Raw genomic sequence first — 23,251 nt, forward strand, 5'->3', positions numbered from 1 at the left:
AAGGCCTCAGGGCCTTGCCTTGCGCTTGTTCGCGGCCATTCAATCCCATCCCGTTCAACAGAACACCCATCCTGATTGAGTTTTGACCCTAGTGCGCCATCGTGGCCTTCTTCCCGAGCGTTACATTGCGGAGGGTCAGGGCCAGGGGGATTGCGGCCAGGGAGATCAGCGTCAGCACCCAGAAGGCATCGACATAAGACAGAAGCGAGGCCTGGCTCTGAATTTGCTCGTTGATCCAGGACAGAGCCTGCTTTTGAGCCATGACCTGCGAACTGCCTTGCCCCATGAAATAGTTCGTCATCTGGTTCAGCGTCTCCTGATAGGCGCCATTGGACGGAATGATATGCTCCACCAATCGGCTTTGATGAAACTGCTCTCGATGGGTGATGGTGTTTGAGATCAGCGACACACCGATTGACCCGCCCGTATTGCGTGCCGCGTTCAGCAGGGCCGATGCCTGATCGGTCTTGCTGGAGGGGATGCCGTCATAGGAGGCAGAGGTGATCGGCAGGAAGATGAAGGGCAGGCCGATTCCCTGCAACATGCGGGCTTCGGCAAGATACCAGAAGCCGGTTCCACTATAGACATTTGTTACGCGATACATCGAGAAGGCGACAAAACCCGCGCCAATCGCAATCAGATATTTGGGCTGCACTTTCGACGACAGAATGCCGACCACGAACATCATGACCAGGGTGACCACGCCGCCGGGAGATAGCATCATGCCAGCCCAGGTCGCTGTGTAGCCGAGATTTTCCTGAACCAGTTGCGGCAGATACTGGGTTGTCGCCAGCAGCAGCGCCCCCGTCGCCATCATCACCAGAAAGCAGGTTCCGAATTGCCGGCCAGCCACCATCCGAAGGTCGATAGCCGGGTTTTTATGCTTCAATTCCCACGGGATCATCAGAACAAAGGCCAGGGCGCTGATAGAGGCCGCCATGATGATGAAGCCTGATCCGAACCAGTCATCTTCAAGACCACGGTCCAGCGTCAGTTCCAGCGCGCCCAGAAAGGTCGCCACAAGGCCGAAGCCGATCCAGTCGAAGCCTATCTTTTCCTTGCGCACCCGGGCGCGTTCTTCGGCACTGCCCTCGGGCTCCTTGATAAGAATGGCAACGGCTGCAAGCGTCAAAGCGCCGACTGGGCCGTTGATCAGGAAGCACCAATGCCAGGAAAAGTTATCGGAGAGGAAACCGCCCAGGGTTGGCCCGACAACAGGAGCTACAACGACCGCTACCCCGAACAGGGCAAAGCCCTGCCCACGTTTTTCCGGTGGAAAACTGTCGGCCAGAATGGACTGCGCGACCGGCACCATGCCGCCGCCGCCAATGCCTTGCATGATACGGGCGAGCAACAGAAATTGCAGATTGGGGGCAAAGCCGCACATGATCGAGCTGATCGTAAACAGTGCCAGGCAGGCAAGGAAAAAGGTCTTGCGCCCTAGAATGCGCACCAGATAGCTCGTCGCCGTGACAATCACCGCATTGGAGACGAGATAGGTGGTCACCACCCAGGAGGCTTCATCCTGGCTGACACCAAGACCGCCGGAAATGTAGTTCAGGGCAACATTGGCAATCGTCGTATCGAGCACTTCCATAAAGCTGGCAAGTGCCACGACAACCGCGATGATCCAGGGGTTGGGCGAGGATTTGGCAGCGGTGCGCGGGCTCATAGCAAATCTCTCAGGCTTTCCCAGACGGAGGGGGTCGCATCGGTCCGTACGGTGGGCACCACCGACATGCCCGGACCAAGCGCGATGTCACTCGGCACATTATCAAGCTCGATTTTCACCGGGACACGCTGGACGATCTTGACATAGTTGCCAGTGGCGTTTTCGGCCGGAAGCAGGGAGAACGCCGTTCCCGATCCCGGCTGCACACTGGCGACATGGCCGTAAATCGTACGTCCGCCATAAGCATCAATGGTCAGGGAGACCGGCTGTCCCGGGCGCATATGATCGAGCTGCGTTTCCTTGAAATTGGCCGTCACCCACAGCTTGTCCGGCACGAACATGGCAAGGTTGGAGCCTGTCTGGACATATTGTCCGTCACCGGCGGAAAGCTGCACGACACGACCAGGCTGTGCCGCAACGATGGTCGTGTAGGACAGATTGAGCCTGGCTTGATCGAGTTCGGCCTGATCCTGCTTAACAGTGGCCTCGGCGCTGGCGATCTGCGGGCCATAGGCATCGAGCTGGCGCTGTGCGGCGGCCAGCGACGCCTCATCCGTGTTGAGTGCCGCCTCCTGCTGGCGCAGTTGCGATGCATATTGCTGCGCCTCCTGAATGGTGCCGGAGCCGCTCTTCATCATCGTCTGATAACGGCTATCCTGCTGCTGGGCAAAGACCAGATTGGCCTTGGCCTGCTCCACCTGGGCCTTGGCCTGTTCGACATTCGCCTGCTGCACCAGCTTCTGCGCCTCGGTATTCTGGAGATTGGCCTGTGCGGCGGCAACCTGCGCCTCAGCCTGTTCCAGGGAGGTCTTGTAGTCGCGGTCATCGATCCGGGCGATCACGTCACCTGCGGCCACATGCTGGTTATCGGTGACCGCAACCGATGAGATGAAACCGGCGACCCTTGAGGTCACGGCATATTGCCGGGCGGCGATAAAGGCATCGTCCGTGTCCTCATAATGGGCGCCGTTTTCCCAATAGATGTAACCGGCAACCATGGCCACGGCCAGCGCACCACCGCCGATCAGCAGCATCTTCGGGCGGCGGGATGGCGTAGCCGTGGCCTCATCCGCCTCGGACTGATGCGCCTTATCCTCACCGTCATGACCGCCATGCGGCTGGTCGCCTGTCAGGGGGGCTTCCACCTGCTCCTGCCGGGCCACAGCACCATCCTGCTCGGCATGGACTGCCGCACCACCGGTCTTCGGCTCCAATACGATCAACTTTCCAAAGGTCTCATCCTGCGGCGCGCCCATGGCAAACCTCCTTTGTCGCGACACAATAAAAGAAACGAAACGTTTCATTTAATAATTGACGTAGACCCGAACGGGATGATAGTCAAGAGCCTCAAGAAGAGCCCCTGAGTGAGATCAGTCAAAAATCGGTGAGACACGCCTTGGCGAGAGAAACGACCAGACCCAGGATCACAAAGCTGAAACAGGCTGCCCCCCGGCGTGGCCGTCCGCCCTTGGAAAAGGCCGGAGAAGTCGAGGAGCGGATCCTGCAGGCGGCGCTCAGGGTTTTCATCGCGCGCGGATATGAGGGCGCCAGCATCGACGAAATTGCGGACGTTGCCCGGGCCGGCAAGCCGAGCATCTATAACCGTTTCACCAGCAAGGAGATCCTGTTCCGGGAGGTGGTTTTGCGGTGGGCGCAGCAGTCAGATGAAATGACCGTGTCTTCGACAACAGGCACGATTGAGGAACGTTTCCAGTCTGCCGCCATCCTGATTTTACAGCGTGCCATCACTGATGAAAGCATAGGGCTTATCCGCAGCGTGCTGGGAGAAGCGACCCGCCATCCGGAACTGGCGACAACCATTCACCACACCATACGCGCCCATGGGACGGAGACCGTCATGAAGCTTGTCGCAGAACTGGCGGAAGCCGAAGAGATCAGATCTCTGCCCGCCTTTGCGCCCGGTAATCTCGAAGCGACGGCTCGGCACTTCATCGACCTGGTCCTGCTGCCAGTGCTGCTTTCTTCGCTGTACCATGCAGACCTGACGCGCGTGAAAGAAACGATGGAAGACCACGCGCGGGAAGCCGCCACCTTCTTCCTGTCCGGATGCGGCTACCGTCAGGAACCAGACGGTACCTGACCATCTGCAATCGGCAGACTGGCCTTATTCTGATAAAGGCTTGTCGATATTTGGCTTCGGGCGGACCGCCTGCCGGGCAGGGCTATCGCCGCACTTCCCTGTAGGTCACGCTCTGGATGCGGATATGCGCCCGCGCCAGCATTTCCGCCGCCTCGGCATTGCGTGTTTCAAGGGCATTCAGGATCTGCCGATGTTCGTCCATCGAGCGTTCGAGCCGTTCCGGCGCAAAAAGCTGCGCCTGCCGGAAAGGGCGAAGCCGGCGTTGCATGTTGCGGGTTTCTTCCGCCAGAAAGCCATTTCCGGCAGCGCTATAGATGATGGCGTGAAATTTGGCATTTTCGTCGTAATACTCACGAAAATCCTTGGCGGAAAGGGCCCGCTCGCACCGTAGCGCGGCATCTCGAAGCAGCAACAATTCGGCCGACGTAATCCGTTGTGCAGCAAGACGGGCGCACCAGGCTTCAAGCTCTGCCATGACATCGAACATTTCGACGAGACGCGTGAAATCCGGCTGCCGGATGAATGTTCCGCGATTGGGGATGAATTCAGCCAATCCCGTGGTGGCCAGGAGGCGAAGCGCCTCCCGCAGCGGTGTGCGCGACACGCCGAACTCAGCAGCCAGACGAACCTCATCCAGCCGCTCGCCATTGGTGAAACGCCCTTCCGCAAGCATTTCTTCAAGCCGTTCGTAAATCAGATCTGCCGTTGCTGGCTTGGTTGATGACATGCATTCCCTCTCGCGGCCAAGGCGCGACCGCACCGGCCTCCGTCGCCATATCTAGCCTTCATGCTATCTGCATTCAAACGGAAAAAATTGTGTACAAAATCGATTTCGTGATGATAGGATGAGCATAATAAATTTTGCCTAATAAATAATCTCAGGGGAAATCATGAAGTTAACGACAGCCTTTGCGGCTTTCCTGCTGCCCGTCTCCGTCATGTCTTCGCCTGCGCTTGCGGGAAAAGCCGACGATGTTCTCAACATCGCCTTCCCGAAGGAGCTGGAGCATATCGACCCCTATTACAACACGGCCCGGGAGGGGAATCTCATCGGGATGGCGGTGTGGGATGGGCTGCTTTATCGCGATCCCAGGACCGGGCAGTATGTCGGCAATCTTGCCACCGACTGGACCTGGATCGACGCGACCACGCTGGAGCTCAATCTCCGGCAGGGCGTGAAATTCCACAATGGCGAGCCCTTCGATGCCGATGACGTGGTCTTCACGCTCAACTACGTGATCGATCCGTCCAACGGCAACAAGTCCCAGAGCACGACCGGCTGGATCAAGTCCGCCGAAAAGGTCGGCCCCTTCAAGGTTCGTATTCACACCAAAGGCCCCTTCCCGGCGGCGCTGGAATATCTGGCCGGGCCGATCGTCATTGAGCCGAACGAATACTTCACAAAGGTTGGCCAGCAGGGCGTGGCCACCAAGCCCATCGGCACCGGCCCTTACATGGTGGAAAGCGTCGAGCCGGGCAAACATTACGTGCTGAAACGGAACCTCGATTATTTCGCAGCGGCCAAGCCCAAGGCTTCTATCGGCACCGTCGATATTCGCACCGTGCCGGACCTCAATACGCAGATGGCGGAATTGTTCAACGGCGATCTGGACCTTGTCTGGGGCGTGGCCTCGGATCAGGCTGACAAGATGGCGAAGATGAACAAGTTCCAGGTGGTCAATGCGCCGACGATGCGCATCGGCTATATCAGCCTGGATGCGGCGGGCCGCACGGGTGCGAACAACCCGATGACCAATCCGAAGGTCCGTCAGGCGGTCAACTACGCGATCAACCGGCCCGGCATCGTTGGCGCGCTGCTGAAGGGCAGTTCGTCGGTCATCGACAGCGCCTGCTCGCCGGTCCAGTTTGGATGTGAGCAGGCGGTCACCACCTACCCTTACGATCCCGCGAAGGCCAAGGCGCTGTTAGCTGAAGCCGGCTATCCGAAGGGCTTCGAGATGGAACTCTATGCCTATCGTGACCGGCCCCTGGCCGAGGCGATGATCGGCATGCTGGCCGAGGTCGGCATTACGGCCAAGCTGAACTTCATGCAGTATTCGGCGCTGCGCGAGAAGCGCATCAAGGAAGGCACCCCGATGGCCTTCATGACCTGGGGCTCGAACTCGGTCTCGGATGTGTCTGCCGTCACCAGCGCCTTCTTCCGCATGGGGAGCGAGGACGATGCCCGCGATCCCGAGGTTGCGGCACTTCTGGAAAAAGGCGACAGCCTCACCGATCCCGCCGAGCGCAAGGTGGCCTACAGCAATGCGCTGAAAGCCATTGCCGACAAAGCCTATTGGGTGCCGCTCTGGTCCTATGCAGCCAATTATGTGATGGCGAGCGATGTGGATTTTGCGCCGACGCCGGATGAACTGATCCGCTTCTACGATATTCGCTGGAAATAAATCGCACCGCCGGTGGCATAGGGCATTTTCCGGGCATTTCGCGTCAGCTGGTCGATCGAGGTCGAGATGTTGAAGTTCATAGGTATGAAGCTGGGCCTTGCCCTGCTGGTTGCATTGACGGTTTCCTTCATCAGTTTCAGCCTGCTGCATCTGGCAGGCGACCCCGCCGTATCCATGGCGGGCGAGAACGCAACCGCAGAGGTGATCGCGGCAGTGCGGCATCAATACGGTTTCGACCGGCCGCTGCTTGCGCAATATGTCGAATGGCTGGCGCGCGCCCTCTCCGGCGATTTCGGCACCAGTTATTATTTCAAGGCGCCGGTCTCGGGCATGATTGCAGAGCGCCTGCCGGTCACCATGAAGATCGGCGGGCTTGGCATGGGCTTCGCGCTGCTTCTGGCGATCCCGATGGGTGTCCTGGCGGCGGCGTTTCCCAATAGCTGGATCGACCGGCTTGCACTCACCATTGCCGTGGTCGGACAGGCCATTCCGAGTTTCTGGTTCGGCCTGATCCTGATCGTCGTGTTTTCCGTCAATCTCGGCCTGCTGCCTGCCTCCGGTACGCGCGACTGGACCGGGTATATATTGCCGATGATCGTGCTCGGCTATTATGCGACGCCAGCCATCATGCGTCTGACGCGAGCGGGCATGCTGGATGTTCTGTCGGCGGATTATATCCGCACTGCCCGGGCCAAGGGGTTGAATGCCCGTGTCATTCTCTTCAAGCACGCCTTGCGCAATGCCATCATTCCCGTCGTCAGCCTTGCGGCGGTCCAGCTCGGCTTCATGTTCGGCGGTTCGGTGGTGGTCGAAACCATCTTCGCCCTGCACGGCGCGGGCTTTCTAGCCTGGGAATCGATTTCGCGCAACGATCTGCCGACCATGCAGGCCCTCATTCTGATTTTTTCCATGTTCTACATCGGGTTCACCTTGCTGGCCGACATTCTCAATGCCTGGCTTGATCCGCGTCTGAGGAGGGGCTGAGATGAGCGACGTTTCCATGCCAGCCGCAGTGGGCAGCAGACCGTCCGCATCGCCTTCCAGGCGACTGCTGGGCAGGGCTCTCAGCCATAAAGGCTTCATGGCCGGTTTCACCATCGTGACGCTGGTAGCGGTGGTGGCACTGCTCGCTCCCTGGCTTGCCCCGCATGATCCCTATAAGCAGGATTTGCTGGCCCGCATGGCAAGGCCGGTCTTCATGGGCGGTGACTGGAAGCATATTCTGGGCACGGATGCGCTGGGGCGCGATTACCTGGCACGGATGCTTTACGGCGCCCGCGTTTCGCTGATGATCGGCATCGTCGCCGCCCTGATTTCGGCGGTCATCGGCACCGTGCTCGGCGTGCTCGGCGGCTATTTCGGCGGCAAGGTCGATGCGGTGGTGATGTTCATCGTTTCGGTGAGGCTGGCTCTGCCGGCCACCTTGGTGGCACTTGCCGTGGTCGCGCTCTTCGGCGGATCGCTCACCGTTGTGGTGCTGGTGCTCGGCTCGCTTCTGTGGGACCGGTTCGCGGTGGTGATGCGCACCGCGACCATGCAGGTGCGCCAGATGGACTATATCGCCGCCGCCGAAGTGCTGGGGGCCAGACTACCGCGCATTCTGTGGACGGATGTTTTTCCCAATGTCATGAACGCGCTTATCGTCATCATCACGCTCGAAATGGCGCATGCGATCATCCTCGAAGCGGCACTCTCCTTCCTGGGGCTCGGCGTACAGCCTCCCACGCCGTCCTGGGGCCTGATGATTTCGGAAGGCAAGGAAATGCTGCTGTTCGAGAGCTGGTTGATCACCATTCCGGGCGTGGCGCTTTTCGTGCTGCTGCTGGCGATCAACCTGATGGGCGATGGCATTCGCGACATTACCGCGCCGGAGGGCAGAAACTGATGACGGCCCAGGATTCGAAATCCGTCTTGTCGATCCGCAACCTGACCATCGACCTGCCCAAGGGCGGCGACAGGCCGCATGCCGTGCGCGATCTCTCCCTCGATATCCACGAGCGGGAGATCCTCTGCATTGTCGGTGAGTCCGGGTCCGGCAAATCGATGACCTCCTTTGCCACCATGGGACTTCTGCCAAAGGCACTGAAGGCTTCCGGCGGTGAAATCTGGTTCGAGGGCCGCGACCTCCTCTCCCTTCCCAAGAAGGAGCATGCGGCATTGCGCGGCACCAGGATGGGCATGGTGTTTCAGGAACCGATGAGCGCGCTCAACCCGTGTTATACGGTGGGCGAGCAGATCGAGGAAATCTACCGCGCCCATACGCGATTGAGCCGCGCCGAGCAGCGGCAGAAGACGATTTCCCTGCTGGCCGAGGTTCGTCTGCCGGAACCGGAACGGATCTATCACGCCTTCCCGCACCAGCTTTCGGGTGGGCAGCGCCAGCGTATCGTCATCGCCATGGCGCTGGCGATGGGGCCGCGCCTGTTGATTGCCGATGAGCCGACGACGGCGCTCGATGTCACCACCCAGGCGCAGATCCTGTCGATGTTCAAGGAACTGAAGGAGACGCGTCAGGCGGGCATCCTGTTCGTGACCCATGACTTCGACGTGGTTGCCGATATCGCAGACCGGGTGCTGGTGATGCAGAAGGGCGTGGTGGTCGAAGAGGGCACGGTGAATGAGGTGCTCAACCATCCGCGCCACCCCTATACGCGCACGCTCATTGATGCGGTGCCGCGCCGTCATGTGGCAAAGGGCCTGCCTGTCGATGACAAGCCGATCGGCCTCAGGGTCGCGGGCCTTGAGAAAACCTTTCGCACGCCGCGCACCCTGTTCAAACCGGCGCGCATGGTGCATGCCGTGCGCTCCATGGACTTCACCGTGCGCGAGGGGCAGACACTTGGCATCGTCGGCGAATCCGGTTCCGGCAAGTCGACCCTGGTGCGGTGTCTGATGGGATTGGTCGAACCGGACGAAGGCAGTGTCTGGATCGGCAATGATCGCCTTGAGACCCATAACGCCGCAGGCCGTCGCAGCTTTCGCAAGCATATACAGATCGTGTTTCAGGACCCTTACGGTTCGCTGAACCCGCGACGCCGCATCGGCGATCTTCTGATCGAGGGGCCGCTCAATTTCGGCGTGCCGAAAGCTGACGCCCTGAAAAAGGCGCGGGACCTGTTGAAGATCGTGCGGCTCGATGAGGATGCATTGGATCGTTATCCATCGCAATTCTCCGGGGGGCAGCGCCAGCGCATATCGATTGCCCGCGCCCTGATGGTCGAACCGAAAATCCTGATCGCAGACGAAGCGGTCTCGGCGCTCGATGTCTCCGTGCAAAAGGACGTTCTGAAACTGCTCAATGACATCAAGCAGGCGGTGGGGCTGACAATGATCTTCATTACCCACGATCTGCGGGTGGCCGCCGAAGTGTCGGATCACATCCTTGTCATGCAAAAAGGCGAGGCCGTGGAATATGGCAGTGTCGATGCGGTCTTTGGCAATCCCCGGCATGCCTATACACGTCATCTGCTGGCTGCCATGCCGGGCAAGGGTTGGGAAGTGCCGGATATGGCTTCCCTCTCCACAAGTGAAATTGCATAACACGACAGGTAAGCGCGTATGGATCGCCAGAATGTAATCGATAAGGCTTCGGCCTATGTTTCCGAGGGTTTGCTGGCTGCGGATCTTGCGCGGCTTGTCGCTCATCCCTCGATCAGCCAATCGGAGGGCAAGCCGGAAGACCTCCGCGCCTATCTGAACGACGAGATGAAGCCGATGCTGGAGGCGATCGGCTTTTCCATCGGCATTCATGATAACCCGAAGCCCGGCGGCGCTCCGTTGCTGATCGCCACGCGCATTGAGGACGAGAGCCTGCCGACCGTTCTGGTCTACGGACATGGCGATGTCTGCAACGGCGAGGCGCATCGCTGGCGCGAGGGGCTTCACCCCTTCGTGCTGACGGTCGAGGGCGAGAAGCTCTATGGTCGCGGAACCGCCGATAACAAGATCCAGCATCTCATCAATATCAAGGCGCTTGAAACCGTCATCAGGTCACGCGGCAGGCTCGGCTTCAACGCCAAGATCCTGATCGAAATGGCGGAAGAGACCGGTTCTTACGGCCTCAGTGATTTCTGCAGCCTGCACAGGCAGGAGCTGGCGGCGGATGTGCTGATCGCCTCCGACGGCCCACGCCTTGCCGCCGATACACCCACCATGTTCATGGGCTCACGCGGCGGCTATGCCTTTGAGCTGCTTGTGCATCTGCGCGAGAGTGACCACCATTCCGGCAATTTCGGCGGATTGCTGGCCGATCCGGTGATTATCCTCTCCCATGCGATTGCCTCGATTGTCGACAGCCGCGGCCAGATCCAGATCCCCGAATGGCGCCCGACCAGCCTGACGCCGGATATTCGCGCAGCCCTCAAGGATCTGCCGCCGCGCCGCCATGACCCCGATTGGGGTGAGGCCGATTTGACGCCATCCGAGCGCGTCTTCGGCTGGAACTCCGTTGCCGTTCTGGCCATCTCCTCGGGCAATATCCAGGCGCCGCAGAATGCCATTGCCGGGTCCGCCAAGGCCATATGCCAGTTGCGTTTCGTCGTCGGCACCGATGTCCATGACATCCTGCCTGCCCTTCGCCGCCATCTGGATGCCCATGGGTTTCCTCAGGTCCAGGTAAAGCCTGCCAGGGGCGAACCGTTTCTCGCCACCCGTTTCCCGCCGGATCATCCCTGGGTCAAGTTCGTCGCCAACTCGATCCGGGCCTCCAGCGGCAAGGAGCCGCATGTGCTGCCAAACCTTGCGGGCTCCCTGCCCAATGAAGTGTTCACGGACATTCTCAATCTACCGACGGTCTGGGTTCCGCATTCCCATGCCGAATGCGGACAGCACGGCCCGAATGAACATGCGCTGCTTCCGATCGCGGAAGAGGGAATGCGGGTGATGACGGCGCTCGTTCTCGACATCGCCGAAAACGCAGTCCGGTTGAAATAGGAGACGCTGCAATGGCTGGCCCGACACATCCCGCCGATCTGTCCGCTTGTGAGGCGGTTCGGCTCATCGCCACCAGGCAATTGTCGCCGGTGGAACTGGCCGATGCGTGCATCGCCCGCGTCGAGGCGCTCAATCCGGCGATCAACGCGGTCGTGGCGTGGGATGTCGAGAGCGTGCGCAAGGCCGCTGCCGAGGCTGAAAAAAAGGTCATGCAACAGGAGCCGTTGGGGCCGCTGCACGGACTGCCCTTCGGCGTGAAGGACATGATCGATGTGAAGGGCCTGCCCACCACCTTCGGCTCGGAAATCTTTCGCGACAACATCGCCACCAGGGACGACGCCATTGTTGCCGCGATGCGAGAGGCGGGCGCCATACCGCTCGGCAAGACCAACAATCCCGACTGGAGCGCCGGTGGCAACACCATCAACAAGGTCTATGGCGCGACCGGCAATCCGCATGATCCGACAAAAAGCGCCGCCGGGTCTTCCGGCGGTTCTGCCGCCCTCCTGGCGGCACGCATGGCGCCACTTGCCACCGGTTCGGACACGGGCGGCAGCCTGCGCAACCCGGCCTCCTTCTGCGGTGTCGTCGGCTATCGGCCATCGCCAGGCGTCGTGCCGGGCGATACACGCGCCATCGGGCTTTTTCACCTTTCGACCAGCGGGCCGATGGCACGAACCGTTGCCGATGCCGGCCTGATGCTCTCCGTTCTGGCGCAGCCTGACCGTCTCGATCCACTCACGACGATTGCCGACGGTAAACTGGCCTGGGATCCGGCGTCCTTCGCGTCGGTGACGCCGCTTGATCTCACAAAACAGCGGGTGGCCTTCACCGAGGATTTCGGTTTTGCCCCGACGGAAAGCGGCGTGCGCGAGGCATTCCGCAAGGTCATCGCGCGGATCGCACCGCACCTCGGTCCCTGCGAGGAGGCGCATCCGGACAGCCACGATGCAGACCGGATTTTTTCGGTTCTGCGCGCAATCGCCTTCGTCGGTCATGGCCGATATCTCGAACAGGATGCCGCCAAGGTTGGACCCAATGTCCGCGCCAATGTCGAGGAGGCGTTCACCTACGGCATGCAGGATGTCTATGACGCGCTGACGGCCCAGACCGCCTATTACCGCCGCTGGCAGGGCTTTTATGACCACTGGGATTTCATCCTCTGCCCGGCGGTGACCATCAGCCCGCGTGACTGGCACGAACTCTACCCGAGCGAAATCGACGGCAATCCGACAAAAACCTATTATCACTGGCTGGCAATGGCCTATGCGTCCACCCTGGCCGGCCATCCCTCGATCACCATTCCTGTCGGGCGCGATGATCTTGGCATGCCTTTCGGCCTGCAGATCATCGGCAAACGCCATGATGATCTCGCAACACTTCGCATGGCCGCGGCGATCGAAGCCCTGCTCGCAGCCGACAGAATATTCGGCGTTCCCCGTGTCGATCTCGATAAACTGGCCGTCAAGCCCCCGATCTGCCAAACCCCAGGCTTCATTCCCGACTGGTAATCTCAGGCCGGAGGCATCGGGTGGCCGGGCGGAGATTTTCAGTGTCCTGCTTGTCAAGCCGCCAGAAAGGACCTTCACGCTTTTATCGAAGCAGCCTCTACTGCATAATTCCTTAAATCGGAATCGATTTAAGGAATTATGCAGTAGATTTAAAGTGTTACAGCGTCCTTTGTGCGTTTGATAAAACGCACGGCGCTGTAAAGGATTGCCGCCGCAGGATTGGCAAATCTCCGGGTTTATGATCATAAACAAGGCATGACCCAACCCGACTCTTCCCCTCCAAAGCTGGCGCAGGATGCGCTTCTGCCCCGCAATACCCGCCGCTCCTTGCCGATTGCCCTGCTGCGCGCGCGCGAAGCCGTGATGACCCATTTTCGCCCGATGCTGGCCGCTCACGACCTCACCGAACAGCAATGGCGCGTGATTCGCATTCTTGGCGAACGAGGCCTGCTCGACGCCTCGGAAGTGGCCGACCGCGCCTTCATTCTCGCGCCCTCCCTCACCCGTATCATCAAGGCCCTAGAAGAACGCGGCCTGATCGAAAAGGAAAAGGACGAAGCGGATGGCAGGCGCGTGCTGTTGCGGATCGCGCCGGCGGGATTGCGGATCATCAACGAAGTCACGCCCGAAAGCAGGCTGATCTATGAGGCGCTGGAAAGCAAGTTCGGGATCGAGAAGATTGATCTTCTCCTCGACCTGCTCGGCGAACTGGCAGACACCATGGACGCCGGATAGGGTGTCCTTCAAGGCAGCTCACCCAACCGTCCTGCCAGTTCCAGCGCATCCTCGGCATATTTTTGCGCCTTGTGCGCCATCTCCGGGCGGGCAGCCGCCCAGCCGATATAGGTGAGGCTGCGCAGCACGATAAAGAGCGGCAACAATGTCTCGGCCTCCCCCGGCAAGTGGCGGCAGGAGCGATAGCCGGCAATCAGCGCAGCTTCCAGCGCCGCGTAATTGGGTTCGATGCGGTTTCTCAACAGCACCGTCGCCAGATCGAAAAGCCGATAGCCGTAGCCGCAATCGTCGAAATCGATCAGGCCGATCCGGTCACCGTCCACCATGACATTCTCACGCACGCCATCGGCATGGATCAGCCCGTAATCGAGCCCGTCCGTCCTGGCATTTGCCAGGCGCGACAGCAGTGTTTCGCGCAGCCTGTTCAGCGCGGGGCGAATTTCGTCCGACACGCAGTGACAATCCCAGAAGCGTCCCCACAACGGGGCCTCACCCAGAAGGCCGTCCCGGTCCCAGGAAGGGCGGGTAAAGTTCGTGTCGGCCACGAACCGGTCGGCGCTGTCATGAAGCCGCGCCAGGCTTTCGCCAAGATGATAAAACAGCGCCTCCGCCTGTGCGGGCGCATGGTCCAGCAGGCGTCCGCTTTCGCCCAGCGGCACACCATCCATCCAGCCGACAAGGCTTGCATATTCGGGTGCGCGCTGCGAACCGCACTCTGCCAGGAGCGCACCGGAACGGGTGGGCAGCGGCGCAGGCGCGCGCGTGCCCTCCCCCACCAGATGCGCCACCAGCCGGAGTTCGGAAAGGATGGTATCGCGGGTGTGATATCCGGGACGGTGCAGCCTGAGTGCGGCGCTGGCGCCATCGGCAAGGCGAACGCGGAAAACCGCGTTCTCCCTGTATTTGATCAGCCGTGTCTCGGTCCCCTCCAGCCCCCAATGGGCAAGCGCATCGGCGGCCCTGCCCTGTAACAGACGCAGGAAATCAGTGTTGTCCATCATGGTTAAAGACCGGCGAGAACGTCATCGAGAACGGATAACATCAAGTCTGCATTGTCCTTGGAAAAGGGCATGGGAGGCCTGATCTTCGTCGCATTCTGCTTCACGCCCAGCTTGCCCATCAGCACGCCACGTTCACGCATGGCGTTGATCACGCGGGTCGCGATATCGCTGGCCGGTTCCTTGGTGGTGCGATCCAAAACCAGTTCCGCTCCAAAGAAAAGACCGGAACCGCGCACATTGCCGATGAGATCATGTTTCTCGCCAAGCTTCGAAAGTCCGGCGCGGGCATATTCACCCACCACACGGGCATTTTCCATCAGCTTTTCGTCTTCCAGCACGTCGAGCACCGCGCTTGCCGCCGCACAGGAAACCGGATTGCCACCGAAGGTGTTGAAATAGCGGAAGGCTTTGCGGAAGGCGTTCAGCGTATCCGTGCTGGCAACGACACCGCCAATCGGATGGCCATTGCCCATCGGCTTGCCCATGGTGACGATATCCGGCGTGATACCCGCATATTGATGACCCCAGAAATGGCTTCCTGTCCGCCCGAAGCCCGGCTGCACCTCGTCGCAGATCAGAAGACCGCCCGCCTTGCGCACCGCTTCGGCAGCCGACACGAGGAAACCCGGCGGCAATTGCGGAAAACCCTCATTGGCGAAATAGGGGCACACGATCAATGCAGAGAAGCCGAAAGGCGATTTTTTCAGGTCTTCGATGGCCTCGTTCAGCGCCTCGGTCCAGGCGCGGGTAAACGCCTCTCCCCCCTCGCCCCCCAGAGGACGATAGCCATCAGGCGCGGGAACGTGGCGCACATGACCGCCATAGCCACCGACCGGCGGCATGCGGATCGACAGTTGCGACACCGCGGCGGTATTGCCGTGATAGGTGAAATTGGTGGCGATGACCCCGGTTTTCCCCGTCACGGCCTGCGCCATGCGCAATGCCACATCGTTGGCCTCGGAACCGGTGCAGGTGAGGATTGCCGTATCCAGACTGTCATCGAAGGTCGCTGTCAGGCGCTCCACGTAATCCAGAATGCCCTCATGCAAATAGCGCGTATGGGTGTTGAGCGTCGCAGCCTGGCGGGCAATTGCCTCGACCACGCGCGGATGGCAGTGTCCGACATGCGGCACATTGTTGTAGCAGTCGAGATAGCGGCGGCCGTCCGCATCCCAGACCCAGACCCCCTCACCCTTCACCAGGTGCACCGGATCATTATAGAAGGTGGAGACATTCTTGCCGAGAAGCCGTTCACGGCGGGCAAGCAGAGCTGCATTGTTTGACATGGTTTAAACTCCTGCGGCAGCCGAAAGACCTGCATCCAGCGCAGACAGAATGCGGTTAACATGTTCGGCGGTGATGACGAGCGGTGGTGAAAGAATGATATTGGCGCCGGACGTGCGCACCATGACACCCGCCTCATAGGCCGTGTCATAGACCTTCTGCACCACCTGCTTGGAGGCGGATGTCTTGCTGCTCCGGTCGCTGACAAGTTCCAGGGCGCACATCAGGCCCTTGCCGCGGGCATCGCCCACCAGTGCGTGCTTTTCCTGGAGGCGGACGAGACCCGCCAGCAGCTCCTCACCGCGCTCAGCGGCATTGGCGGCCACATTCAGGCGTTTGGTTTCCTTCAACGTGGCAAGGGCGGCGGCGGCTCCGACCGGATGGCCGGAATAGGTGTAACCGTGGCCAATGGAACCGAGACTGCTGTCATTGCCCTCGAAGACATCGGCCACCTTCTGCGCGATCATGACGGCGCCGAAGGGGAAATAACCATTGGTGATCGCCTTGGCCGTGCAGATCAGGTCAGGTTTCACGCCCCACAGGCGTGAGCCCGTCCAGGCGCCAGTGCGTCCGAATGCGGTAATGACTTCATCGGCGATCAGCAGAATACCGTGCCTGTCGCAGATCGCCCGCATCAGCGGCATGAAGGTCTCGTGCGGCACGATGACGCCGCCCGCGCCCAACACCGGCTCCATGATCAAGGCGGCAATGGTATCGGCCCCCTGGAAGGCGATCTCCTCCTCGAACTGCCGGGCGATTGCCTGCGCGATCTCGGCGCCATCCGCAGTGTTGAACGGATTGCGATAGGTGAAGGGCGCCGGTAAATGAAGGACGCCCGGCAAAAGCGGCTCATAAGCCCGGCGGAAATTGGAATTGCCGTTGACGGAGGCGCCGCCGAAATGCGTGCCGTGATAACCTTTCTTCAAGGCGATGAACTTGGTGCGCTCCGGCTGACCGTTCAGCTTGTGATACTGTCGGGCAAGCCGCAGCGCGGTCTCGACCGAGTCTGATCCGCCTGAAGTGAAGAAGGATCGCACAAGCCCATCCTCCCTGAACCATTCGGCAAGCTCATAGGAAAGCTCGATCAAGGGTGACGTGGTGGTTCCACGAAAGGCTGAATAATAGGGAAGATCCTCGAGCTGGTCGCGGATCGCCTGTTTCACCGGATCGCAGGAATAGCCGAGATTGACGTTCCACAAGCCGCCGACGCCGTCCAGCAGGCGTTGACCGTGGACGTCGACAATCTCCACGCCATCGGCGGCAGCGACGATGCGCGGCGGGTTCTTGCGCATCTCTGCCGGATGCGCCATCGGGTGCCAGAGGTGGCGGGCATTGTTTTCCAGCAGGAAATTTGAATCGCGCATGGAGATATCCTTTCAAAGACCGAGCATGGAAAGCGCGCGCGCATAACCGTCTGCGGGTTGCGTGACGTCGAAATGAACGTGGGGAAGGCCGACGGCCACAGCGCCTTCGATATTCTTCTTCTGGTCGTCCACGAAAACGCAGGCCTCGCGCGGCAGGCAAAGTTCGGCCAGCACCCGTTCATAGGCACGCGGATCGGGCTTCAGGATGCCGGTATAGGTGGCATCGACGACGACATCGAACAGTTCCATCAGCGGAAACCGGCTGCGGAACTCGACGCCATAGAACAGGTCCAGTTCATTCGACAGGATCGCCAGCCGCAAGCCCGCCTGCTTGACCGCAAGGATCGCCTCGCGCGCCTGCGGGCGCAGCACCAGCTCGGCATCGGCCCCCCTGGCGCGCTGGACAAAGGTTTTCATATCCTTCCAGTCCTCACCGACCAGACGACCGACCTCGCGGGTGCGTTCCATCCAGTAATCCCGTTCGGTGATCTCCCGTCGCTGCATCGATACCCATAGCGGATCGCTGGCAGGATCGAAGGGGCCACGCCAGGTCAGCGTTCCTCGCGGAAGGCCAAGGGCCGTTTCAGTCTCTTCATGCGTTTCGAAGAGAGTCCGGGTGACCACGCCACCGAAATCCAGAATGAGGGCACGATCTTTGTTCATGGCTGACCTTTCGGAATGACGCCCTTTGCGACCCAGCTATCGAAAAGGGCAAGGGCGCGTGCGGAAAATTCCGGCGCATTGATGTGTGACTCCACCCGCTCCAGATGAATGTCGTCCGGCAGGCTGACCGCGATCTCCTCGACGAAGGCGCTGTGCCCGTCGGGATCATGAAGCGGCTCCCCTTCTCGGTCCCATTCCTGCACGCCGCTCAGCGGCAGCAGAAAAGCCCGTGGCCCCGTTCCCTTCGCAAGCTTGCCCGCGATGACACGCGCCAGCTCCCGGCGTTGCTCCACCGTCGACGTAACGGAGCCGAGCAGCCGGTTATGGGCATGGTAGGGCCGCCCGGCGAAATGCTCAGGTATGGCCTGCCACGCCGGAAGATCGATCATATCGACGGCGCCGGGAGCGACGATTTGCGGAATGCCGGCCAGCCCGGCATTTTCCAGTCGATCCGCCCCCGAGGTGACCACCGTGCCATGGTGGTGGTTCGAGACTTCCTGGATGCAGAAATCGAGCACGGCCGCAAAGCCGCGCTGCGCGGCAATGGCTTCAAAGGCCCGGCCACCCATGCCGGTTGAATGAAATACCGCAACGTCATAACCGCGCTGTTCAAGAGCCGGTTTGAGGATCTTCATGTAGCTGAGGCAGCTGCTGCCAAGCGAGGTCATGCCGACAAGCGGCTTTTCCTTGCGTGGCCGGCATCCGTGCCGGGCAGCGCCAACAATGGCGCCAGCCGCTTGGGAGAGAATGCAGCGGCAGATCTCGTTGAGGCCGTAAAGCCCGCCCGACCAAAGGATTGTCATCAGGTCCGGAGAAATCCGCTCCGGCGGCAGAAGATGCGAATGGGCAATGGTGGAAATCAACAGTTTCGGCACGCCGAGCGGCAGGACGGCGGCCACATCTAGCGCAAGATCGGTACCCATGGAACCGCCCAGAAGCACCGCGCCATGGATATCGCCTTGCAAATACAGCCTTTCGGCAAGGGCCATAGCACCCTTCGCCATGAGCGCCATGGAGGTGTTCTCATCCCCCGAATGAATGATGTCATCCATCGAAACACCGGCGGATTCGGCAATATCGAACCGTGAATATTCCGGCACATAAGGCGGATCTTTCAGGACACTCACATCCATCATGATCGGCCTGCCGCCCGCCTGCCGCACCGTCTCCGCAATGAAGACAAGCTCGGCGCTTTTCGTATCACCCGTTCCGACGATCAGGATCGCGATGTCGTTCGGATCTTCGACCTTTCCGTTGTAGTCCATTCCGTTCTCCCGTGCCGGTCCTGCCCGGTCTTCTGGGTTCCCCATAGCGCCCGCTCAATCTGGCGGGCGGTCTCGGCGGCATGCGCCCCGAATTCTTCCAGTTTGGCGCGATCGACGCGCATGGCAGGGCCGGCAACCGCAATGGTGCCGCGCGCCATGCCCCGACCATCGACAATCGCCGCAGCGGCGCTCATCACGCCCTGTTCATAGTCGCCTTCGCTCGTGCAATAACCGCGTTTTCGCCCCTCGTTCAGGCGCTCGCGCAGCATGTCGACAGAAACCAGTGTTGTCTGTGTGAAGGCAGCCAACGGCGCAGAAAGCATCGTTTCCAGCTCGTCCGGCGCCAGTGTGGACAGAAAGGCGAGGCCCGACGCAGTGGCGTGAAACGGCAGCAATTGACCCGCATCGATCATAACCCGATGGGTATAGTCGCTCATTTCCACATGCACCGTCGCCAGCTTCTCACCCGCCGGTTCGGAAACGTGAACCGTCTCTCCCGTGGCCTCCACCAGAGCACGGGCAAAAGGGGCAACCACACTGGCGAAAGGATACCGCTGCTCGCGGATACGCGAGAGCCGCACCGGTGCGGACCCCAGGCGATAGCGCCGCGTTGTCGCGTCCTGCTCCACGAAACCGAACCTGGAAAGCTCGACCAGCATGCGTCTTGTGGTCGCCTTGTCCATGCCGGACGCAATGGCGATATCGGTCAGGCCCGGCTCCATGCGCATATCGGCCAATGTGTTCAGAAGATGCATCGCCTTTGCAATCGTGCTCATTGTTTACCTCCGCGATCCGCGCCCTTTGAGCGCCGGGGTGAAAAATCCGGTTCGCAGCGGCATATACTTAACATGCGAATTATCTTGACAGGCGCCAATTCAATTTGCAAGTCTATATTTGAAGCTGCGGTTCACATAATGAACCAATAAGCGGCCGCTCCAGAAAAGCAACAGAATGCGGAGCGGATGACTGGGATTTTCGAACAATAAACGGGCGATGGAAGAGGGGAACTCGACACATGGACGCCATCCAATCTGAGACCGCCGGTGCAAATCGGCTTAAAACCAACACTCTTGGCACGGCTGCCGTAACCTTTCTGGTGGTTTCGGCTGCCGCACCGCTGACTGCGGTGGCAGGTGGCGTGCCGCTCGCCATGCTGCTGGGGAACGGAGCCGGAATTCCCGGCACATTCCTGCTGGTGACCGTCATCCTGCTGATCTTTGCGGTGGGTTATGTCGCCATGGCGCGGCACATCCGCAATGCGGGTGCTTTTTATGCCTATACGGCGCAGGGCCTCGGGGGTGCGCTGGGCGGTGCGGCCGCCCTCATTGCCATCCTCGCCTATAATGCCATGCAGATCGGCGTTTTCGGCATGTTCGGGGCGGCAACCTCCAGCCTTCTTGCCAATGCCGGCGTCACGCTTCCCTGGTGGGTCTGCACCTTTGCGGGCATAGCAACCGTTGGCGTGCTCGGCTATCGCCGCGTCGATTTCTCCGCCAAGCTTCTGACCATTCTCGTTCTGCTCGAATACGCCGTGGTTCTGGTCATCGATGTCGCCATTCTGATAAAAGGCGGCGATAGCGGCCTCAGCGCGATCTCCTTCACGCCATCCGCTTTTTTCTCAGGATCGGCATCGATCGGCATTCTCTTCTGCTTTGCCGCCTTCATCGGTTTCGAAGCCACGACCATCTATAGTGAAGAGGCACGCGAACCACATCGTACGGTTCCCCGCGCCACCTATATTTCGGCGCTTATCATCGGCCTGTTCTACATGCTGACGAGCTGGCTGATGGTGATGGGCGAAGGCTCGGAAAAGCTCGTCGACATGTTAAAGGGCCTCGCCGACCCGACGACCTTCCTGTTCACGCTGGCTGAACGCTATGTCGGGACATGGATCGGCCCGGTCATGCAGGTGCTGTTCGTGACAAGCCTGTTTGCCGGTGTTCTCGCTTTTCACAATGGCGTTGCGCGCTACATCTACGTTGCAGGCCGTGAGAAACTGCTGCCCGCCTCTGTCGGGGTAACGCATGACATTTTCCAGAGCCCGCATGTTGGATCTCTGGTGCAGACGGCAATCGCCACGCTGGTCGTTGCCTTCTTTGCCTATGCGGGTCTGGACCCGGTTCTGGCACTGTTTTCCTGGCTGACCAACGTCGCCACCCTTGCCATCATCGTTCTCATGGCCATGACGGCCTTCTCCATTCTCGCTTTCTTCCAGCGCAACCCCGGCCTTGAAACCAACCCCTTTTCCACCAAGATTTTTCCGGTCATTGCCGGTGTGATCTTAAGTGTTCTGGTCTATTTCATCGCGGTGAATTTCGGGGGACTTGCAGGTGCGGAAGGAGCCTTGGCTGTCTTCCTGCCAGCTCTGGTACTGATCGCAGGCGTCATCGGTTTGCTTCTTTCCCTGCGGCTCAAGGCAACGGACCCCCGGGCCTATGCACGGCTGGGCGCAGGTCAGGATGGCTGATCGCCGGAGCGGGGTGCGCTACTGCATAATTCCTTAAATCGGAGTGGATTTAAGGTGAAAATTATGCAGCAGCTTTAAAGTTTTACAGCGTCCTTTGTGCGTTTGATAAAACGCACGGCGCTGTAATGGCGCATTCCGCTCCTTCTTGTTTTCCATCATGCCCCGACACCGGACGTCCGGTGTCGGGAGTCTATTTCATTTTCTCTTGAGGACCCGATCATGCAGGAAGAGATCAATCGTCTCCGGAACGAAACAGTCACGCCGCGCTCTCTTTTCATCGACGGCGACTGGCGTAACGCTGCGGCGGGTGGCGCGATGGAGGTCATTTCGCCGATAGACGGCAAAATCATCACCACAATCGCCGATGCCGGTCGTGAGGATGTCGAACTGGCGGTAACCTCGGCACGTCGCGTTTTTGAAAAGGGAAGCTGGTCAAAGGCCGCCCCTGCCCAACGCAAGAAAGTGCTGTTGAAACTGGCTGACCTCATCGAAAGCCACGCCCTTGAACTGGCCGTGCTCGGCGTGCGCGACAACGGCACGGAAATTTCCATGGCGCTCAAGGCCGAGCCCGGCTCCTGCGCCCAGACCTTCCGCTATTATGCCGAGGCCATCGACAAGCTTTATGGCGAGATCGCCCCCACGGCGCCGGGTATACTTGGCCTGATCCATCACGAACCGGTTGGCGTGGTCGCCGCCATCGTCCCGTGGAATTTCCCCCTGATGATCGCCGCCTGGAAGATCGCCCCGGCCCTTGCGGCCGGGAATTCCGTCGTGCTGAAGCCCGCCGAGGGCGCTTCGTTGACGCTGCTGAAACTGGCGGAACTTGCAAGCCGGGCCGGACTGCCGGATGGCGTGCTGAACGTGGTCACCGGACGCGGCGCTGTGGCCGGTGAGGCGCTGGGCATGAGCATGGATGTCGATGTGCTGGCGTTTACCGGTTCCGGTCCGGTCGGACGCAAGCTTCTGGAATATTCGGCCCGCTCCAACCTGAAGCGTGTCTATCTCGAACTGGGCGGAAAATCGCCCAACATCGTCTTTGCCGATGCGCCAGACCTCGAGAAGGCGGCCAAGGTCTCGGCCAATGGCATTTTCCGCAATTCCGGACAGGTCTGCGTTGCGGGGTCGCGGCTGCTGGTGGAAAAATCCATCCATGCAGAATTCAGTGCGCGCATCGTCGAACTGGCTGCCCGGGTGCGCGTGGGCGATCCGCTTGATCTTCAAACCGAAGCCGGCGCCGTGACGAGCGAGGTACAACTTGCCAGAAATCTCGCGCATGTCGAAAATGCCCTGGCGGAAGGCGCACGACTGATGGGCGGCGGCAGCCGCATTCTCGAGGAAACCGGCGGCTTTTATATGCAGCCGACGGTGCTTGATGCCGAGACACACATGGCGATTGCGCGAGAGGAAGTCTTCGGTCCCGTGCTGACCATCATTCCCTTCGAAACCGAACAGGAAGCCGTGCACATCGCAAACGGCACCGATTATGGCCTTGCATCTGCCGTATGGACCAGCAACCTGTCACGCGCCCACAGAATGATCCGTGCCGTTCGGGCTGGGGTCGTTCACGTCAACACCTATGGCGGTGCGGATATCACAGTTCCCTTGGGCGGCGTGAAGCAGTCCGGCAATGGTCACGACAAGTCGCTGCATGCTTTCGACAAATATCTGGACCTGAAATCGGCCTGGATCGATCTCGCCTAGAGCATTTCCAGGAAAAGTGGAAACCGGATTTCCATTTGGAAATAGGTGAAAACAGTTAAAGTATCCGTTATGATCAAGTGATCTTCGGGACCCATTTCCTGTTTTTTTTCAGCAGTGCGTTTGCGAGGACGATGAGCTTTCGCATGACAG

The 23,251-nt window shown here is 60.1% G+C and carries 19 protein-coding genes; 10 read left to right on the forward strand and 9 right to left on the reverse strand.

Annotation, left to right across the window (positions count from 1 at the left end; translation table 11 throughout):
• Window positions 1-88: 88 nt before the first annotated feature.
• Together QO005_RS23750 and QO005_RS23755 are read right to left on the reverse strand one after the other, a co-directional pair.
• Window positions 89-1,672, reverse strand: a complete 1,584-nt coding sequence (locus QO005_RS23750) for a DHA2 family efflux MFS transporter permease subunit (RefSeq protein WP_307160490.1) — start codon at window positions 1,670-1,672, stop codon at window positions 89-91.
• The gene (locus QO005_RS23755) at window positions 1,669-2,928 is read right to left on the reverse strand and encodes an HlyD family secretion protein (RefSeq protein WP_307160491.1); all 1,260 of its coding nucleotides are present in this window, start codon (window positions 2,926-2,928) and stop codon (window positions 1,669-1,671) included. The genes QO005_RS23750 and QO005_RS23755 overlap by 4 nt, the downstream gene beginning before the upstream one ends.
• A 212-nt stretch (window positions 2,929-3,140) precedes the next feature.
• Between QO005_RS23755 and QO005_RS23760 the strand changes: the two genes are divergently transcribed.
• Window positions 3,141-3,773, forward strand: coding sequence for a TetR/AcrR family transcriptional regulator (locus tag QO005_RS23760; RefSeq protein ID WP_307160492.1), 633 nt, complete (start codon window positions 3,141-3,143; stop codon window positions 3,771-3,773).
• An 82-nt stretch (window positions 3,774-3,855) separates the two neighbouring features.
• Here QO005_RS23760 and QO005_RS23765 read toward each other — a convergent pair whose 3' ends face one another.
• On the reverse strand, window positions 3,856-4,500 hold the full coding sequence (locus tag QO005_RS23765) for a GntR family transcriptional regulator (RefSeq protein ID WP_307160493.1): 645 nt from the start codon (window positions 4,498-4,500) through the stop codon (window positions 3,856-3,858).
• A gap of 163 nt (window positions 4,501-4,663) precedes the next feature.
• On the opposite strand from QO005_RS23765, the gene QO005_RS23770 reads away from it, so the two are divergent.
• The 7 genes from QO005_RS23770 (at window position 4,664) to hpaR (ending at window position 13,356) form a co-directional block, all read left to right on the forward strand.
• Entirely contained in the window at window positions 4,664-6,178 is a 1,515-nt protein-coding gene (locus QO005_RS23770) for an ABC transporter substrate-binding protein (protein ID WP_307160494.1), read from the forward strand.
• Between the two features lie 66 nt (window positions 6,179-6,244).
• Window positions 6,245-7,162 (forward strand): ABC transporter permease, encoded by a 918-nt coding sequence (locus QO005_RS23775; RefSeq protein ID WP_307160495.1) that lies wholly within the window; start codon window positions 6,245-6,247, stop codon window positions 7,160-7,162.
• Window position 7,163: 1 nt separating this feature from the next.
• On the forward strand, window positions 7,164-8,063 hold the full coding sequence (locus QO005_RS23780) for an ABC transporter permease (RefSeq protein ID WP_307160496.1): 900 nt from the start codon (window positions 7,164-7,166) through the stop codon (window positions 8,061-8,063).
• Complete coding sequence (locus QO005_RS23785) at window positions 8,063-9,718, forward strand: dipeptide ABC transporter ATP-binding protein (RefSeq protein WP_307160497.1); 1,656 nt, start codon at window positions 8,063-8,065, stop codon at window positions 9,716-9,718. The genes QO005_RS23780 and QO005_RS23785 overlap by 1 nt, the downstream gene beginning before the upstream one ends.
• Before the next feature lie 18 nt (window positions 9,719-9,736).
• On the forward strand, window positions 9,737-11,110 hold the full coding sequence (locus QO005_RS23790) for a M20 family metallopeptidase (protein ID WP_307160498.1): 1,374 nt from the start codon (window positions 9,737-9,739) through the stop codon (window positions 11,108-11,110).
• Window positions 11,111-11,121: 11 nt separating this feature from the next.
• Complete coding sequence (locus QO005_RS23795; RefSeq protein ID WP_307160499.1) at window positions 11,122-12,621, forward strand: amidase; 1,500 nt, start codon at window positions 11,122-11,124, stop codon at window positions 12,619-12,621.
• A gap of 255 nt (window positions 12,622-12,876) precedes the next feature.
• Entirely contained in the window at window positions 12,877-13,356 is a 480-nt protein-coding gene (gene hpaR, locus QO005_RS23800) for a homoprotocatechuate degradation operon regulator HpaR (RefSeq protein ID WP_307160500.1), read from the forward strand.
• An 8-nt stretch (window positions 13,357-13,364) separates the two neighbouring features.
• Here the strand turns inward: hpaR and QO005_RS23805 are convergent, their stop codons facing one another.
• From QO005_RS23805 to QO005_RS23830, 6 genes are read right to left on the reverse strand one after another with little or no spacing between them, the layout of a single operon-like run.
• Window positions 13,365-14,357 carry a phosphotransferase enzyme family protein gene (locus QO005_RS23805; protein ID WP_307160501.1) on the reverse strand — a complete coding sequence of 331 codons (993 nt, stop codon included), beginning with the start codon at window positions 14,355-14,357 and terminating at the stop codon, window positions 13,365-13,367.
• 2 nt (window positions 14,358-14,359) lie between these two features.
• Window positions 14,360-15,643 (reverse strand): aspartate aminotransferase family protein, encoded by a 1,284-nt coding sequence (locus QO005_RS23810; protein WP_307160502.1) that lies wholly within the window; start codon window positions 15,641-15,643, stop codon window positions 14,360-14,362.
• A 3-nt stretch (window positions 15,644-15,646) separates the two neighbouring features.
• Entirely contained in the window at window positions 15,647-17,005 is a 1,359-nt protein-coding gene (locus QO005_RS23815) for an aspartate aminotransferase family protein (protein ID WP_307160503.1), read from the reverse strand.
• Between the two features lie 12 nt (window positions 17,006-17,017).
• On the reverse strand, window positions 17,018-17,668 hold the full coding sequence (locus QO005_RS23820; protein WP_307160504.1) for an HAD family hydrolase: 651 nt from the start codon (window positions 17,666-17,668) through the stop codon (window positions 17,018-17,020).
• Window positions 17,665-18,933 carry a Tm-1-like ATP-binding domain-containing protein gene (locus tag QO005_RS23825; RefSeq protein ID WP_307160505.1) on the reverse strand — a complete coding sequence of 423 codons (1,269 nt, stop codon included), beginning with the start codon at window positions 18,931-18,933 and terminating at the stop codon, window positions 17,665-17,667. The genes QO005_RS23820 and QO005_RS23825 overlap by 4 nt, the downstream gene beginning before the upstream one ends.
• Entirely contained in the window at window positions 18,885-19,709 is an 825-nt protein-coding gene (locus QO005_RS23830; protein ID WP_307160506.1) for an IclR family transcriptional regulator, read from the reverse strand. Before QO005_RS23830 ends, QO005_RS23825 begins: the two co-directional genes overlap by 49 nt.
• 239 nt (window positions 19,710-19,948) lie before the next feature.
• On the opposite strand from QO005_RS23830, the gene QO005_RS23835 reads away from it, so the two are divergent.
• The gene (locus QO005_RS23835; protein ID WP_307160507.1) at window positions 19,949-21,400 is read left to right on the forward strand and encodes an APC family permease; all 1,452 of its coding nucleotides are present in this window, start codon (window positions 19,949-19,951) and stop codon (window positions 21,398-21,400) included.
• Between the two features lie 219 nt (window positions 21,401-21,619).
• Window positions 21,620-23,101: an aldehyde dehydrogenase gene (locus QO005_RS23840; protein ID WP_307160508.1), complete on the forward strand. Its 1,482-nt coding sequence runs from the start codon at window positions 21,620-21,622 to the stop codon at window positions 23,099-23,101.
• Window positions 23,102-23,251: the final 150 nt, after the last annotated feature.

The sequence above is a fragment of the Allorhizobium paknamense genome (assembly GCF_030815125.1).
GTDB lineage: Bacteria > Pseudomonadota > Alphaproteobacteria > Rhizobiales > Rhizobiaceae > Allorhizobium > Allorhizobium paknamense.

Excerpts from the sequence above, each read along its gene's own strand:
- QO005_RS23795 (WP_307160499.1), top strand. The coding sequence starts at position 11,122 with ATGGCTGGCCCGACACATCCCGCCGATCTGTCCGCTTGTGAGGCGGTT.
- QO005_RS23810 (WP_307160502.1), bottom strand. The coding sequence starts at position 15,643 with ATGTCAAACAATGCAGCTCTGCTTGCCCGCCGTGAACGGCTTCTCGGC.
- QO005_RS23790 (WP_307160498.1), top strand. The coding sequence starts at position 9,737 with ATGGATCGCCAGAATGTAATCGATAAGGCTTCGGCCTATGTTTCCGAG.
- hpaR (WP_307160500.1), top strand. The coding sequence starts at position 12,877 with ATGACCCAACCCGACTCTTCCCCTCCAAAGCTGGCGCAGGATGCGCTT.
- QO005_RS23815 (WP_307160503.1), bottom strand. The coding sequence starts at position 17,005 with ATGCGCGATTCAAATTTCCTGCTGGAAAACAATGCCCGCCACCTCTGG.
- QO005_RS23755 (WP_307160491.1), bottom strand. The coding sequence starts at position 2,928 with ATGGGCGCGCCGCAGGATGAGACCTTTGGAAAGTTGATCGTATTGGAG.
- QO005_RS23825 (WP_307160505.1), bottom strand. The coding sequence starts at position 18,933 with ATGGACTACAACGGAAAGGTCGAAGATCCGAACGACATCGCGATCCTG.
- QO005_RS23820 (WP_307160504.1), bottom strand. The coding sequence starts at position 17,668 with ATGAACAAAGATCGTGCCCTCATTCTGGATTTCGGTGGCGTGGTCACC.
- QO005_RS23785 (WP_307160497.1), top strand. The coding sequence starts at position 8,063 with ATGACGGCCCAGGATTCGAAATCCGTCTTGTCGATCCGCAACCTGACC.
- QO005_RS23840 (WP_307160508.1), top strand. The coding sequence starts at position 21,620 with ATGCAGGAAGAGATCAATCGTCTCCGGAACGAAACAGTCACGCCGCGC.
- QO005_RS23765 (WP_307160493.1), bottom strand. The coding sequence starts at position 4,500 with ATGTCATCAACCAAGCCAGCAACGGCAGATCTGATTTACGAACGGCTT.
- QO005_RS23750 (WP_307160490.1), bottom strand. The coding sequence starts at position 1,672 with ATGAGCCCGCGCACCGCTGCCAAATCCTCGCCCAACCCCTGGATCATC.
- QO005_RS23775 (WP_307160495.1), top strand. The coding sequence starts at position 6,245 with ATGTTGAAGTTCATAGGTATGAAGCTGGGCCTTGCCCTGCTGGTTGCA.
- QO005_RS23770 (WP_307160494.1), top strand. The coding sequence starts at position 4,664 with ATGAAGTTAACGACAGCCTTTGCGGCTTTCCTGCTGCCCGTCTCCGTC.
- QO005_RS23830 (WP_307160506.1), bottom strand. The coding sequence starts at position 19,709 with ATGAGCACGATTGCAAAGGCGATGCATCTTCTGAACACATTGGCCGAT.
- QO005_RS23780 (WP_307160496.1), top strand. The coding sequence starts at position 7,164 with ATGAGCGACGTTTCCATGCCAGCCGCAGTGGGCAGCAGACCGTCCGCA.
- QO005_RS23835 (WP_307160507.1), top strand. The coding sequence starts at position 19,949 with ATGGACGCCATCCAATCTGAGACCGCCGGTGCAAATCGGCTTAAAACC.
- QO005_RS23805 (WP_307160501.1), bottom strand. The coding sequence starts at position 14,357 with ATGATGGACAACACTGATTTCCTGCGTCTGTTACAGGGCAGGGCCGCC.